Consider the following 14,606-nt stretch of genomic DNA (forward strand, 5'->3'; position numbering starts at 1 on the left):
CGAGGATATGTACGATCAATATTACGGCTTGCAGGGCCGCCCGTTCCAGCTGACGCCGGACCCCCATTATTATTTCGAGAGCGCGACCCATCGCAAGGCGCTGTCCTACCTGGGCTATGGCCTGGCGCAGGGTGAGGGCTTCATCGTCATCACCGGTGATATCGGCGCGGGCAAGACCACGCTGGTCGGCCATCTCATGCAGACGATCGATCCGGCGCGGCTGACCGCCGTCAAGATCGTGTCGACGCAGGTGGAGGGCGACGACATGCTGCGCCTTGCTGCGCAGCATTTCGGCCTGTCGGTCGATGGCCAGCCCAAGGCTGCGATCCTGCATCAGGTCGAAGGCTATCTCTACGCGCAGGCGCGGGCCGGACGGCGGACGTTGCTGATCGTGGACGAGGCGCAGAACCTGCCCGTCTCTGCGATCGAGGAATTGCGGATGCTTTCCAACTTCCAGTTGGGCGGACAGTCGCTGTTACAGATATTCCTACTGGGCCAGCCGGAATTTCGCGATCTCATCAAGTCGCCCGAACTGGAGCAGTTGCGCCAGCGCGTGATCGCGACCCATCATCTGGAACCGATGATGGCCAATGAGGTCGAACCTTATATTCTCCATCGTCTGGCAATTGCCGGCTGGAACGGCAACCCTGCCTTTACGCCCGGTGCCTTCGCCGCGCTGTATGCGGCGACCGGTGGTGTGCCGCGCCGCCTTAATGCACTGGCCAGCCGCGTACTGCTGCTGGGCGCGATCGAGCAATTGCACCTGATCGATGAAGAGGTGGTCGGCGCGGTCGTCGCCGATATGGGGCTGGACACGGACGTTGCACCCGAACCGGTTGCGCCCTCCGCGCTCGACACGGTCGAGGAAGTCGAAACGTCTGAACCGGTTGCGGTTCAGGATGACGAGGTTGAGGACGAACCGGTTGCCGTAACGGCGGTTGAAGAGGAAGAGGCGGCAGAGGATATCGCGCCCTTCGCCTATCAGCCTGTGTTCGAAGAGCCGGTCGCAGAAGAAAGCGTCGAGGACGATGCCATCGAACTGGACGCCGCCTGGGCACAGCCCGACTGGCAGGTCGAGGATGACGAACCGGTCGCGGAGGCGATCGATCCGGTAGAGGAAGAAGAAACGCCGGTGTTCGAATCGAGCAGCGTCGCCGCCTTTGCCCGTCCCAACTTCCCGGCCTTCGCGCCGCCGCGTCCGGTGGCATTCGAGGCGGAACCGGAGCCGGAGCCAGTTGCGGTCGAATCCTGGCAGGAGGAGATCGAAGATGCGCCTGTGGCCGAGCAGGAAGAGCCTGCGCAGGACGAGGTAACGGAAGTCGAGGACTTTACCGAGATCGAACCGGTGGCCGAAAACGAGGAAGAAGCGGAGCCTCTTGCTGCCATTGAAACGCCTGATGTCGATGCCCTGCGCGCCGACATGTTGGGCGAGATCGAGGCGCTGCGGGCAGAGATCGCCTCGCTGCGCGCGATGCAGGCCCATGCACCCTTCGCGCAGCCTGTCCCGGCCCAGTCGGAAGTCGATCCCGAAGCGCTCAAGGCTTGCTTCACCCTGATCGAGGAACGACTGGCGGCGCTGGAATTCCGGGCCGAGGAGCAGGACACGGCGCTGCGCCGGGTGCTGACCCTGCTGGTCGACTGGGTCGAGCGTGAGGAACGGATGGCGGAGCTTCAGGAAGGCGTTGCCGCCTGACCGGTTGTGGCCGTGATTGAGTGAAGTTGGAGTGTCATGCAGAACGCCCTGTCTGTCGATGTCGAGGACTGGTTCCAGGTCGGCGCGTTCGAGCGCACGCTGAAACGTGCCGATTGGGACGGCCTGACCCATCGGGTCGAAGGCAATACCGACGCGGTGCTGGACCTGTTCGCGCAGGCCGAAGTCAAGGCGACCTTCTTCACGCTGGGCTGGGTGGCGGAACGCTATCCCGCATTGATGCGACGCATCGCAGAGGCGGGGCACGAAGTTGCCAGTCATGGCTATGACCATGCCCGCGTCTTCACCTTCACACCGGAAGAATTCCGCGCCGATTTGCGCAAGTCGCGAACCATATTGGAGGATGCGAGCGGGCATGCGGTGATGGGCTATCGCGCGCCGAGCTTCTCCATCGACCCGCGCGCACCTTGGGCGCACCCCATCCTGGCGGAGGAGGGCTATCGCTATTCCTCCAGCGTCGCGCCGATCCGGCATGATCATTATGGCTGGCCGGATTCGCCGCGTTTTGCGTGGAAACCGGTCAAGGGATCGCCGCTGGTCGAACTGCCGGTTACGACCGCCAAATGGGGCAAGCGCACTTTGGCGGCGGGCGGCGGGGGCTTTTTCCGTCTGTTGCCCTATGGTTTTTCCCGCTGGGCGATCCGGCAGGTCAACGAACAGGCTGGTCGCCCGGCGATCATCTATTTCCATCCGTGGGAAATCGACCCGGACCAGCCGCGTGTGGCGGAAGCGCCGCTGCGGTCGCGGCTGCGCCATTATAGCAACCTGTCGGTGATGGCGGATAAACTGCGCCGGTTGACGCGCGATTTCGCCTGGACCCGTGTCGATGCGCTGGCCGATGCGGAAGCGGCGCGGGCGTCATGATGATCGGCAATGCCGCCGATCTGGCGGTCACGATGCTGGATGTCGGCGATGCGTCGCAGGCACAGGCGGCCGACGCCTTCGTCGCCGGCCATGCGGAGGGAACGCCCTTTCATCGCACCGCCTGGCTGCGCGCTATCACGGCGGCGACGGGGCATCGCGCGCTGCTGCTGGCGGCGGTTGCGCCGTCGGGCGATATCAAAGGCTTGCTGCCGCTGCATCATGTGAAGAGTCGGCTGTTCGGTGAAGCATTGGTGTCGGCCGGCTTTGCCGTCGATGGCGGCCTGCTGGTCGCCGATGACCGGGCACTGGCGCCGCTGGCTGCCGCTGCGCAGCAACTGGCGCAGGATAGGGGCGGGGTGTCGGTGGAATTGCGCGGTGGACCGGCGCCGGGTGGCGAGTGGCGTCGGCGTGATGGTGAATATGTCGGTTTCGTCCGGCCGATCGCTGCCGATGACGAGGCCGAATTGCTGGCGGTTCCGCGCAAGCACCGCGCCGAATTGCGTAAGGCGCTCACCAATTCGGCGCTTAGCGTGGAGGTCGGACGGACCAACCGGCTGCTGCGCGATCATTATCATGTCTATGCCACTAGCGTCCGCAATCTCGGTACGCCGGTTTTCCCCGCGAAACTGTTCCGGTCGGTGTTGCAGCATTTCGGTGAGGATGCCGATTTGCTGGTGGTACGGGATGGCGACCGGCCGGTGTCGGCGGTTCTCTCCCTCTATCATCAGGGGCGGGTCATGCCCTATTGGGGGGGCGGCGTTGCCGATGCGCGCCGGCTGCGCTCTAACGAACTCATGTATTATCGGCTGATGGGCCATGGCCGCACGCGCGGCATGAGCTATTTCGATTTCGGCCGATCAAAACTGGGCAGCGGGCAGGCGGCGTGGAAGAAGAGCTTCGGGTTCGATCCAGCGCCGCGCGTCTATCATGAGTGGTCGGCGGATGGTGCGGGGCGCGACGTCAATCCGACCAGCGCCAAATATCAGCGGCGGATCGACCTGTGGAAGCGATTGCCATTGCCCGTCGCCAACCTGCTGGGGCCGATGATTTCGCGCGGTCTTGGCTGAAATACATACCAAATATTCAACCCTCTCCCATAGGATCGGGGCAGGGTCGCAAGGGAAACGTCCATGAATGCAATTACCGGTCTGGGCGTCATCATCGACGAAGCGCGGCTGTCCGATAGCGCGACGGTCGCGGAACTGGATGCTTGGGTGCTGGCGCACCCGGACTCGACGCCATTCCACCGGCCCGGCTGGATCATGGGAGTGGAAGCCGGCACCGGTCAGAAGGCCAAGATGCTGGTCGCCCGCCTGTTCGGGCGTGATATTGTCGGTGTGCTGCCGCTGACGTCGGTGCGATCCGCCCTGTTCGGCCGCGCGCTGGTCAGCAGTGGCTTCGCTGTCGACGGCGGCATGCTGACGACCGATCGCAAGGCCGGGCTGGCGCTGGCGGACGCGGCCTGGACGATGGCGGAGCGGCTGGGGTGCGACACGCTGGAATTGCGCGGCGGTGAAGCGCCCCGTGGCGCGGCCTGGCAGGAAAAGGCGGACGCTTATCTCGGCTTTTCCCGGCCTCTCGCGGCTGACGACGAAGCGGAACTGAAGGCCGTGCCCAAGCGGCACCGGGCCGAAATCCGCAAGGGGATCGGCAACGATCTGCGCTTCGAAATGGGGCGCGACAAGCGGCTGCGCGACATTCATTATCGGCTGTATGCGCATAGCGTCCATAATCTGGGTACGCCGGTCTTTCCGCGCGCTCTGTTCGAGGAAGTCATGAACCGCTTCGGCGACGATGCCGACATCGCCATGGTGTCGAAGGATGGCGTGCCGCTGTCGGCCGTCATCAGCCTCTATCATCGTGGCGCGTGCATGCCCTATTGGCATGGCGCGGCCGATGGCGCGCGGGCGATGCGATCCAATGAATTTCTCTATTTCAGCCTGATGCGCGCCGCGCGTGAGCGGGGCTGCATCGTCTTCGATTTCGGCCGGTCGAAAGTCGGCACCGGTCCGGCTGCCTGGAAGAAGACATGGGGTTTCGAGGGTGAACCGCTCGGCTATCATCTGCGCACCGCGCCGGGCAAGGAAACCCGCGACGTCAACCCGCTCTCGCCCCAATATCGGCGCAAGGTCGAACTGTGGAAGAAACTGCCGGAGCCGATCGCCAACCTGATCGGCCCGCATATCGCGCGGGGTCTGGGATGAGCGGCGATATCCTTTTCCTCTGTCATCGCATTCCTTTTCCCCCAGACCGGGGCGACAAGATCCGATCCTATCATCTGCTGAAGCGGCTGGCAGAGGTCGCACCGGTCCATGTCGGATGCTTCGCCGATGACGATCGCGACATGGGTTTTGCTGGCGAGATGGCGCAGGTCGCGACTAGCCAGTGCGTGCTCATGCGCGACCGGTCGAAGGTCGTCGCCGGGCTGACCGGCCTCGCCAGGCGGCAGTCGCTGCTCATCTCGCTGTTCGATCATCCCGGCCTGCATCGCTGGGTGGCGCAGACCATGGCGGAGCGGCCGATCCGGGCTGTCGTCGCCTATTCCGCGCAGATGGCGCATTTCGTACCGATCCTGTCGCCGGACGTGCGTTTCCTGATGGATTTCGTCGATTTCGATTCCGCCAAATATGCGACCTATGGCGCACAGGGCAGCGGCCCTATGGGCTGGATCAATCGGCGCGAAGGGCGTGTGCTGCTCGATTTCGAGCGGCGGACGGCGGCCCGCGCCGATGTCAGCAGCTTCGTCAGCGAGGCTGAAGCGGCGCTGTTCCGCGAAGCCTGCGGACTTGGTGCCGATCGGGTGGTGGGACTCGAAAATGGCGTCGCGCTCGATTATTTCGATCCGGCTGTCTCGTTCCTGTCGGTCGAACGGGGGGAGGGGCCACTGCTCGTCTTCACCGGCCAGATGGATTATCGCCCCAATGTCGAGGCGGTGGAGAGTTTCGCGCGCCAGACATTGCCCGCCATCCGCACGGTACATCCCGATGCGCGCTTCGCCATTGTCGGGCGCAACCCGGCCAGGTCGGTAGAGGCATTGGCGCAACTATCCGGCGTGATCGTGACAGGGGGTGTGCCGGATGTGCGCGGCTGGCTGGCGGCGGCGGATGTCGTCGTCGCGCCGCTCCGTATTGCGCGCGGCATCCAGAACAAGGTGCTGGAGGCAATGGCTATGGGCCGGCCGGTGGTCGCCTCCCCACAGGCCGCCGAAGGCATCGACGCCACCGATGAAGCGCATTTTCTGGTCGCGGCCAATCCGGCGGAGGAAGCGGCGAAGATCGTCGCGCTGCTGGCCGATCCTGCACGGGCGCAGCGGCTAGGCCGCGCCGCGCGGATGCGGATGGAGGAACGCTATCGCTGGTCCGCGACGCTGAGCCATCTGCCCGACCTGCTGTTCGGACGGACTGCCGCCGGCGTACAGGCCGCGTGACCGATCGCGCCCTCCCGATGGACCGGTTGCCACTCACCGATCTGGCTGGCTGGCGTGGTCATCTGATCGCGTTGGGCGTCGTCGTCTTCGCGATTCTGGCGCTGTTCTTCGCTGATGTGCACTCCATGGTGTCGATCTGGTGGAATGCTTCTACCTTCGGCCATTGCCTCTTCATTCCTTTCCTCATTGCTTGGCTGGTGCAGCAGCGCATGCCCGGCCTGCGCCAGTTGGAGCCGGTTGCCTGGGCGCCGGGCCTGTTATGGCTGGGGCTGGGGGCCTTCGCCTGGTTGCTGGGCGCGGCGGCCGGCGTAGCGATGGTGCGGCATGGCGCGCTGGTGCTGATGTTGCAGGGCGCGACCATCGCGCTGCTGGGGCCGGCGGTGGCGCGGGCGTTGCTCTTTCCGCTCTTCTACGCCTTCTTCATGGTGCCCTTTGGTGAGGAGATCGTCCCGCCGCTGCAATTGCTGACGGCGCGGCTGGCCATGCTGCTGCTCGACCTGTCGGGTGTGCCGGCGCATATGGAGGGCATCTTCATCACCACCCCGACCGGCTATTTCGAGGTGGCGGAGGCCTGTTCGGGCGCCAAGTTCCTGATCGCCATGACCGCCTATGGCGCGCTGGTCTGCAATGTCTGTTTTCGGAACTGGGGGCGGCGCGCCGTATTCATGACCGGGGCACTCTGCCTGTCGGTGCTGGCCAATGGCGTGCGCGCCTTTGCCACCATATTGGTCGCGCATCTGACGACGGTGGATGCGGCCGTGGGTTTCGACCATGTCGTCTATGGCTGGGTCTTTTTCGCGATCGTCATGATCGTGGTGATGGCGGCGGCCTGGCCCTTCTTCGATCGCAAGCCCGGCGACCCCTGGTTCGATCCGCGCGCTTTGCAGGGCACGGTGCACCGGCCGCGCGGGGCAGGCATGATCGCGGGTGCGGCGCTGGCGATGATCGTCGCCGCGCCGCTCTGGCTCGCAGCCACCGCCGCTGCCGCCGATCCGCTGCCGCCGGTGTTGCACATGCCGAATATTCCCGGCTGGACCCGCACCGCTGCGCCGCAAGCCTATCCGTGGAAGCCGCGCTTCGATGGCGCGGACCATTTCGTGACCGGGCGCTATGCCAACGCACGCGGACAGGTGGTCGACCTCGCCATCGCAGCTTATGCCGCGCAGGGTGAGGATCGCAAGCTGGTGGGCTTCGGACAGGGCGCGGCCGATCCCGACAGCGAATGGGTCTGGTCCTCGCCCGCGCGTGCGCCGCGCGATGCGCGGGGGGAGCAGATTACCGCGCCCGGCCCGGTCGTGCGCCATGTGGTGAGTTTCTATCGCGTCGGCCATGGTGGCACGACTGGCAGCCGACCCGCGATCAAGATGGCGACGATGAAAGCACGGTTGCTGGGGCAGGATCAGCGCGCCGTGGCGATCATCGTGTCGGCGGAGGAGGCGGAAGGACGACCGTCCGATGCGGCCATCCACGCTTTCCTGACTGATCTGGGCGATGTGCAGCTTTTGGCTGACCGCAGCGTCGGTATACGCTAGAGCCTATTCGCATGTGCGGTATAGCGGGGATCTTCCATCTCGAAACGGCCAAGCCCGTGGACCCGGCACGGGTGTGCGCGATGCTGGACGTCATGCCGCATCGCGGCCCGGACGGCAGCGGCATCTGGACCGCGCCGGGTGTGGGGCTGGGCCATCTGCGTCTGTCGATCATCGATCTTGAAGCCGGCGCGCAGCCGATGCTGACCGAGGATGAAAGCCTGACGGTCGTGTTCAACGGCGAAATCTATAATTTCGCCGAGGTTCGCGCCGAACTGGAGGCGAAGGGCCATGTTTTTCGCACCCATAGCGACACCGAAGTCATCCTGCACGGCTATCGCCAGTGGGGCGAGGATTGCGTGCAGCGCTTCAACGGCATGTTCGCCTTCGCCCTGTTCGATGCGCGGGCGCAGGCGCTTTGGCTGGTGCGTGATCGCATGGGGGTCAAGCCACTCCATTATGCGCTGCTGTCGGACGGCAGCCTGATCTTCGGTTCGGAATTGAAGAGCCTGCTCGCCCATCCGCTGCTGCGCCGCGCGCCGGACCTGTCGGCGGTCGAGGATTATATGGCCTATGGTTATGTGCCCGACGATGCCTGTCTGGTCGCGGGCGTGCGCAAGCTGGGCGCGGGCGAGACGCTCAGGCTGGTGCGTGGCCGGTCCCTGCCGCAGCCGCAACGCTATTGGGATGTCAGCTTCGCCGACCGGACCAAGGCAAAGCCGGAGGCGTTGGAAGAAGAACTGGTCGCATTGATGCGTCAGGCGGTGCGATCGCGCATGGTTGCGGACGTGCCGCTGGGGGCCTTCCTGTCGGGCGGGGTCGATAGCAGCAGCGTCGTCGCATTGATGGCGGAGGCGTCCAGCCAGGCCGTCAAGACCTGCACCATCGGCTTCGACGTCGCCAGCCTGGACGAGACGGCCTTTGCCGATCGCATCGCGCGCCGTTTCGCCACCGATCATCGCACCCGCATCGTATCACCGGATGATTATGGGTTGATCGACCGGCTGGCCTTTCATTTCGACGAGCCGTTTGCCGATGCCTCTGCGCTGCCGACTTTCCGGGTATGCGAACTGGCGCGCGAGCAGGTGACGGTGGCGCTGTCGGGCGATGGCGCGGACGAAGCCTTTGCCGGTTATCGCCGTCATCGGTTCCAGATGCAGGGCGAGCGTTTTCGATCCCTGATGCCGGCTTCGGTCCGCCAGCCCTTGTTCGGGACGCTCGGCAAATATTATCCCAAGGCGGACTGGGCGCCGCGCGCGCTGCGGGCCAAGTCGACCTTCCTGGAACTGGCCGGGGAAGGCGGCGAAGCCTATGCCGCGTCGGTCGGCGTAACCCCGCACGCGCTGCGCCAGCGCCTATTCAGTCAGGAAATGAAGAGCCGGCTTGGCGCCTATCGGGCGGAGGATCGCTATATCAAGGCGATGGCCGATGCCCCGGCGCGCGATCCGCTCGACCGGGCGCAATATGCCGATATCCGCATCTGGTTGCCGGGCGATATCCTGACCAAGACCGACCGGATGAGCATGGCCGTCAGCCTGGAGGCGCGCGAGCCGCTGCTGGACCATCGGCTGGTCGAGTTCGCTGCGCGACTGCCCGTGGCGCAGCGCATTCGCGGCAATAGCGGCAAATATCTGCTGAAGAAGGCGATGGAGCCGTTCCTGCCGCAGGATATCCTCTATCGCCAGAAAATGGGTTTCGTCACGCCGATCAGCGCCTGGTTCCGCGGCGCACTGGCGGGCGAGGCGACGGCGATCGCCGGCGGATCGGCGCTGGCCAAGACCGGCTGGTTCGATACGTCCATGCTGGCGAAGGTCGCGGCCGATCACCGGTCGGGCGTCTCCGATCATGGCCGGCTGCTTTGGCAGTTGCTGATGCTGGACAAGTCGCTGACCCGGCTGTTCGGGAGTTGATTGCCCCCCCTTGCAACGCATCGTCCGCAGTGCCAACGGGGCGCATGACGATGAACAGGGCGCAACGGTGACAGTCTCCAAGGAAATCGTGCGGCTACGGCTTTATGCGCTGTGTCTGGCTGGGGACATGGCGGGCCTGTTCTGCGCCTTTCTGGCCGCCAACTGGTTCGTGCTGGGGGCGCTCTGGGGGGAACCGGGCAAGCCCCATGGCCTGGTGATGTTCGCCATGATCGCGCCGCTTTATGCGCTGCTGGCGGTGCAGGGCGGCGCCTATGGCATCAATACGCTCGACCGGGTTCGGCGTGGCATCGTGCGGGCGCTCTGGGCGCTGGCGCAGGCCGCCTTGCTGATGCTGCTGATCGTCTATCTGGGCAAGATCGCCGAGCAGCTGTCGCGTCTGACCTTCATCACCGGGCTGGGCCTGAGCGCAGTCGCGGTGTCGCTAGTGCGGCTGGCTGTCGCACGGCTGGCGGTGCGAGTGCTGGGAGACGTGCCGCATCTGACCGCCGTGATCCTGGATGGCGTGGCGATCGAAACGGGGCCGCACATGGACGTGATCGACGCCGATGCCGCCAATCTTCATCCCGAACGGCATGACGCGGACATGGCGGCGCGTTTGGCGGCGGCGGTCGGCATGGCGGAGCGGGTGATCGTCGCCTGTCCGCTGGACCGGATGACCGACTGGTCGGCAGCGCTCAAGTCGCTGTCGGCGCGGGTTGAGATTGTCGTGCCGGAACTGCTGCGCTTTGCGCCCGCGCGGATCGACGAATTTGACGGCCAGCCGACGATCATCGTCGCGGGCGGTCCGCTGCATTTCCGCGATCGCCTGATCAAGCGATTGTTCGACCTGCTCGTCGCCACGGTCGCCACGATCCTGTTGTCGCCCATATTGATTGCCGCAGCGCTGGCCGTGCGACTGACCAGCCCCGGCCCAGCGCTGTTCCGTCAGCCGCGCATCGGCAAGGATGCGCGCCCCTTCGCCATATACAAATTCCGGTCGATGCGCAGCGAGGCGAGCGATCATAAGGCCGCGACGCTGACGAAGCGAGACGATGATCGCGTCACCCGCGTCGGTGCCTTCCTGCGGAAGACCAGCATCGATGAACTGCCGCAACTGTTCAACGTGCTGAAGGGCGACATGAGTATCGTCGGACCGCGCCCCCATGCCGCCGCCGCCAAGGCGGGCGACAGCCTTTATTGGGAGGTCGATGCGCGCTATTGGGAGCGGCATTGCATCAAGCCGGGCATGACCGGACTGGCGCAGGTGCGCGGCCATCGCGGCTCCACCGACCATCATCAGGATCTGATCGACCGGCTTCAGTCCGACCTGGAATATGTCAGCGACTGGTCGATCTGGCGCGATCTGCGGATCATCGTCGCCACGCTGGGCGTGCTGGTCCATCACAAGGCCTATTGAGCGATGGCGATCAACCTGATCCTTGCCGCGATTTTGCTGCTTTGCCTGACCGTGGTGGCATGGCCGTTCCTCTTTTATCCGTTGATCCTGCGTCTGCTATCGACACGGCCCGAAGCGCCCGTCGAAGGATCGACGCCAAGCGCCTCTTTGCTCTTCTGCGCCTATAATGAGGCGGCGGCGATGCCGGAGAAGCTGGCCAATCTGGCGATGCTGAAGGCGCGGCATCCGACTCTCGAAATTCTCGCTTTCGATGATGGATCGTCGGATGGCACGGGCGACCTGATCGCGGCGCAGGGCAGCCTCGTGACGCTGATCTGTGGCCCCGGCCGCAGCGGCAAGGCGCATGGCATGAAGCAACTGGCGGCGCGGGCGACCGGCGACGTACTAATCTTCACCGATGCCAATGTGTTGCTGGACGCGGACGCGATCGACAATCTGTTGGTGCGCTATGCCGACCCGCAGGTGGGCGGCGTGCTGGGTTCGCTCCACTATATCGGTGCGGAAGACAGCGCGACCGCTTCGGTCGGCTCACTTTACTGGCGGATCGAGGAGAAGTTGAAGGACGAGGAATCGCGCACCGGCAATGTGCTGGGCGCGGATGGCTCCATCTTCTCGATCCGGCGCAGCCTTTATCCCGATTTCCCAGACAGCGTGCTGGACGATCTGACCGTGTCCATGGCCGTGGTCTTTGCCGGCCAGCGGCTCGTCAAGGCGAAGGATGTGATCGCGCGCGAACGGCTGGTGACCGCCCGTAAGGACGAATATCGGCGCAAGGTGCGGATCGCCGCGCGCGCATGGCACACTCATGCCCATCTGCGCCCGCAATTGCGGCGCATGGGCGTGCTCGACCGGTTCAAATATGCCTCGCGCAAGATCGTTCGGTGGTTCGGCGGGCTGTTCATCCTGACGGGCGCGATCGCGGCTGGCGCATTGGCGATGCGCTTGTCGCCGGCGCTCTATCTGGCGGGCGCTTTGGGCGTGGCGCTGATCATCTGGATCGGCGTGCGGGCGAAGAGCGGTCCCTTCGCCGCGCTGGTCGACATATTGATCGCCTATGTCGCCACCTTGCAGGGCGTGGCCAAGGCGATGACGGGGCGGACCGTCACTGTGTGGAACCCCGCCCAGTCACGCTAAGCCGGGCCTATTGCCCCTTTACATAGACCCGCTTGCCGCCGATCCAGGTTTCCAGCACCTGCGTCTGACGGATGTCGGCGGGGCGGGAGGCGGAAATGTCCCGGTCGATCAGCAGGAAGTCGGCGCGCTGGCCGGGGACCAGACTGCCGAACTTCTTCTCCGCAAAACCGGCATAGGCCGCCTGACGCGTGAAGCCGTCCAGCGCGGATTCGAACCCGATCCGCTGTTCCGGCTTCCAGCCGCCGGCCGGTTCGCCCTTGGCATCTTCACGGCTCATCGCCACGGCAATGCCGGCGAAGGGATTGGGGCTTTCCACCGGCACGTCGGAGCCCAAGGCAAGGGGAACGCGATTGTCCAGCATCGTCTTCCACGCATAGGCGCCGTCGAGCCGTGCTTCGCCAAGACGCGCAGTCGCCATGCGCCAGTCGGACGCTTCATGGACAGGCTGCATCGATGCGATCGCGCCCAGCGGGCCAAAGCGCGGCAGGTCGGTCGGGCTGATGATCTGCGCATGTTCGACACGCCAGCGCCGGTCGCCCTTATAGGTGTCGTTCAGTTCCTCGATCGCGTTCAGCAATTCATGATTGGCGGCGTCGCCGATCGCGTGGACCGCGACCTGGAAATGATCCATCGCGGCGCGGCTCATATAGTTGCGCAGTTGGGTGTCGGGGATCATCGGCAGACCGCGCTGGCCGGGCGCATCGGCATAGTCGGCACGCAGCCATGCCCCGCGCGATCCCAGTGCGCCGTCGAGCAACAGCTTCACGCCGCCCATCCGCAGATGATCGTCATAGAGCCAGGGCGTGGGCTCCGGCCCGGCAATGAGGATCATATTGTCGATGCCATAGGCATAGGACATGATCCGCACGCGCAACGCGCCGCGATCGGCCGACCGGCGGAAGGCCTGCCAATCCTCGATGCTGGTCCCCATGTCGGCAATGCCGGTGATACCCACGGCCAGAAGCGCGCGCTGCGCCTTTTCCAGCGCCGTGTCGCGATCCCTGGGAGCTGGCGGCGGCACAACCCGCTGGATCAGGTCCATTGCCTTGTCCACGAACACGCCGGCCGGCTTGCCGCCCGCCATTTCGATCCGGCCGCCCATGGGCGCCTTGGTCGCTGCCGTGATGCCGGCTGCGCGGATGGCAGCGCTGTTGGCCCAGCCGGCATGGCCGTCCACCCGCTCCAGCCACACCGGCATGTCACCGACGGCGGCATCCAGCTCGGCGGCGGTGGGGAACCGGCCGAGGCCCCATTGTTCCTGATTCCAGCCGGTGCCGATGATCCATTTGCGGCTGTCATTGGCCTGGGCATAGGCGCGGATCTTGGTCTGCGCTTCCGCCAGCGATCGTGTGTCCGACAGGTCGAGCGTGATGAGCGACAGGCCATAGCCCATGACATGGCCATGGGCGTCGATCAGGCCGGGGATCAGCGTCTTGCCACCGGCATCCATCTTGAACGACAGCGCCTTGGGCCGTTCGGGCCATGGCTGGCCCTTCTTCGGCTTCTTGGGCTTATATTCCGGCTCTTTGTACCGCTCGGTCAGCAGCTTTTCGACCTTGCCATCATCGTCGATCTGCAAGGCGACGAAGCGCACGACCTTGCCATTGGCGTCGACCGCGATGCCGTTCACATTGTCGATCACGCCGGATGCAATCGCGGGCATGGAAAGGGGCAGAGTGATCGCGGCGATGGCCGTCAGCCATGTCGCCTTCATGCGCGGGTGATCCGCCGCACGAGCGCGCTGGTATCCTGCCGGCTGCCGCCCAGCGCCTGCACATCCGCATAGAATTGGTCCACCATCGCCGTCACCGGCAGGGTCGCACCATTGGCGCGCGCCTCTTCCAGCGCCAGCCCCAGATCCTTGCGCATCCAATCGACCGCGAAACCGAAGTCGAAACTGTCCTCTGCCATCGTCTTCCAGCGATTTTCCATCTGCCAGCTTTGCGCCGCGCCGCCGGAAATCGCCTCGAACACCTTGTCCAGATCCAGTTCGGCGGCTTGCGCAAAACGCAGCGCTTCCGACAGTCCCTGCAAGACGCCGCCGATGCAAATCTGGTTCACCATCTTGGTGGTCTGACCCGCGCCCGCAGTGCCGACATGCACGATCCGCGCGGCATAGGCCTGCATCACCAGCTTCGCGGCCGCGACCGCCGGTTCGCTGCCGCCGCACATGATCGACAGCTTGCCATTTTCGGCGCCGGCCTGTCCGCCCGATACGGGTGCGTCGACGCTATGGATGCCACGGCTTTCGCCTTCGACGAACAATTGCCGCGCGATCCGGGCCGACACGGTGGTATGGTCGATGAACAGACTGCCTTCCTTCATCGTCCGGAACGCGCCTTCGGAACCCAGCGTGATTTGCGACAGGTCGTCGTCATTGCCGACGCAACTGATGACGATATCGGCCTCTTCTGCGGCCTTGGCCGGCGTGATCGCCACCGCGCCGCCATAGGCCTCCGCCCACAGTTTCGCCTTGCCGATGGAGCGATTATAGACGGTCAGGCTATGTCCCGCCTTGGCCAGATGTCCTGCCATGGGGCCGCCCATGACGCCCAGCCCGATAAAAGCGATATTAGCCATAAGCCTCGTACATTTAGTGCGTGCGTCCCTGCCA

The 14,606-nt window shown here is 64.9% G+C and carries 10 protein-coding genes and 1 pseudogene; 9 read left to right on the forward strand and 2 right to left on the reverse strand.

All coding sequences use genetic code 11. The features are described from left to right. Window positions 1–7: 7 nt before the first annotated feature. The 9 genes and pseudogenes from RQH62_RS24925 to RQH62_RS03405 form a co-directional block, all read left to right on the forward strand. Window positions 8–938 (forward strand): annotated as a pseudogene (locus RQH62_RS24925) (XrtA/PEP-CTERM system-associated ATPase); the annotation flags it as partial. A gap of 791 nt (window positions 939–1,729) precedes the next feature. Continuing rightward, the gene (locus tag RQH62_RS03370) at window positions 1,730–2,575 is read left to right on the forward strand and encodes an XrtA system polysaccharide deacetylase (RefSeq protein WP_311267305.1); all 846 of its coding nucleotides are present in this window, start codon (window positions 1,730–1,732) and stop codon (window positions 2,573–2,575) included. Then, window positions 2,572–3,642 carry a FemAB family XrtA/PEP-CTERM system-associated protein gene (locus tag RQH62_RS03375; protein WP_311267306.1) on the forward strand — a complete coding sequence of 357 codons (1,071 nt, stop codon included), beginning with the start codon at window positions 2,572–2,574 and terminating at the stop codon, window positions 3,640–3,642. Before RQH62_RS03370 ends, RQH62_RS03375 begins: the two co-directional genes overlap by 4 nt. A gap of 63 nt (window positions 3,643–3,705) precedes the next feature. Then, on the forward strand, window positions 3,706–4,779 hold the full coding sequence (locus RQH62_RS03380) for a FemAB family XrtA/PEP-CTERM system-associated protein (RefSeq protein WP_311267307.1): 1,074 nt from the start codon (window positions 3,706–3,708) through the stop codon (window positions 4,777–4,779). Continuing rightward, window positions 4,776–6,002, forward strand: a complete 1,227-nt coding sequence (locus RQH62_RS03385) for a TIGR03087 family PEP-CTERM/XrtA system glycosyltransferase (RefSeq protein ID WP_311267308.1) — start codon at window positions 4,776–4,778, stop codon at window positions 6,000–6,002. The genes RQH62_RS03380 and RQH62_RS03385 overlap by 4 nt, the downstream gene beginning before the upstream one ends. Then, a complete protein-coding gene (gene xrtA / locus RQH62_RS03390; RefSeq protein WP_311267309.1) occupies window positions 5,999–7,534 on the forward strand; it encodes an exosortase A in 1,536 nt (511 codons plus the stop codon). Before RQH62_RS03385 ends, xrtA begins: the two co-directional genes overlap by 4 nt. A gap of 11 nt (window positions 7,535–7,545) precedes the next feature. Continuing rightward, window positions 7,546–9,441: an XrtA/PEP-CTERM system amidotransferase gene (locus tag RQH62_RS03395; RefSeq protein WP_311267310.1), complete on the forward strand. Its 1,896-nt coding sequence runs from the start codon at window positions 7,546–7,548 to the stop codon at window positions 9,439–9,441. Window positions 9,442–9,508: 67 nt separating this feature from the next. Then, window positions 9,509–10,858, forward strand: a complete 1,350-nt coding sequence (locus tag RQH62_RS03400) for a sugar transferase (RefSeq protein WP_311267519.1) — start codon at window positions 9,509–9,511, stop codon at window positions 10,856–10,858. 3 nt (window positions 10,859–10,861) lie between these two features. Further along, entirely contained in the window at window positions 10,862–11,992 is a 1,131-nt protein-coding gene (locus RQH62_RS03405; RefSeq protein ID WP_311267311.1) for a glycosyltransferase family 2 protein, read from the forward strand. Between the two features lie 7 nt (window positions 11,993–11,999). Here RQH62_RS03405 and RQH62_RS03410 read toward each other — a convergent pair whose 3' ends face one another. Next, window positions 12,000–13,706 (reverse strand): amidohydrolase, encoded by a 1,707-nt coding sequence (locus RQH62_RS03410; protein ID WP_311267312.1) that lies wholly within the window; start codon window positions 13,704–13,706, stop codon window positions 12,000–12,002. Further along, a complete protein-coding gene (locus RQH62_RS03415) occupies window positions 13,703–14,572 on the reverse strand; it encodes an NAD(P)-dependent oxidoreductase (RefSeq protein ID WP_311267313.1) in 870 nt (289 codons plus the stop codon). The genes RQH62_RS03410 and RQH62_RS03415 overlap by 4 nt, the downstream gene beginning before the upstream one ends. Window positions 14,573–14,606: the final 34 nt, after the last annotated feature.

It is taken from the genome of Sphingobium sp. WCS2017Hpa-17 (assembly GCF_031843765.1).
GTDB lineage: Bacteria > Pseudomonadota > Alphaproteobacteria > Sphingomonadales > Sphingomonadaceae > Sphingobium.

What these genes read in the sequence shown, in the direction of transcription:
- RQH62_RS03380 (WP_311267307.1), top strand. Translation starts at nt 3,706, where the DNA reads ATGAATGCAATTACCGGTCTGGGCGTCATCATCGACGAAGCGCGGCTG.
- RQH62_RS03405 (WP_311267311.1), top strand. Translation starts at nt 10,862, where the DNA reads ATGGCGATCAACCTGATCCTTGCCGCGATTTTGCTGCTTTGCCTGACC.
- RQH62_RS03375 (WP_311267306.1), top strand. Translation starts at nt 2,572, where the DNA reads ATGATGATCGGCAATGCCGCCGATCTGGCGGTCACGATGCTGGATGTC.
- RQH62_RS03395 (WP_311267310.1), top strand. Translation starts at nt 7,546, where the DNA reads ATGTGCGGTATAGCGGGGATCTTCCATCTCGAAACGGCCAAGCCCGTG.
- RQH62_RS03370 (WP_311267305.1), top strand. Translation starts at nt 1,730, where the DNA reads ATGCAGAACGCCCTGTCTGTCGATGTCGAGGACTGGTTCCAGGTCGGC.
- RQH62_RS03410 (WP_311267312.1), bottom strand. Translation starts at nt 13,706, where the DNA reads ATGAAGGCGACATGGCTGACGGCCATCGCCGCGATCACTCTGCCCCTT.
- RQH62_RS03385 (WP_311267308.1), top strand. Translation starts at nt 4,776, where the DNA reads ATGAGCGGCGATATCCTTTTCCTCTGTCATCGCATTCCTTTTCCCCCA.
- RQH62_RS03415 (WP_311267313.1), bottom strand. Translation starts at nt 14,572, where the DNA reads ATGGCTAATATCGCTTTTATCGGGCTGGGCGTCATGGGCGGCCCCATG.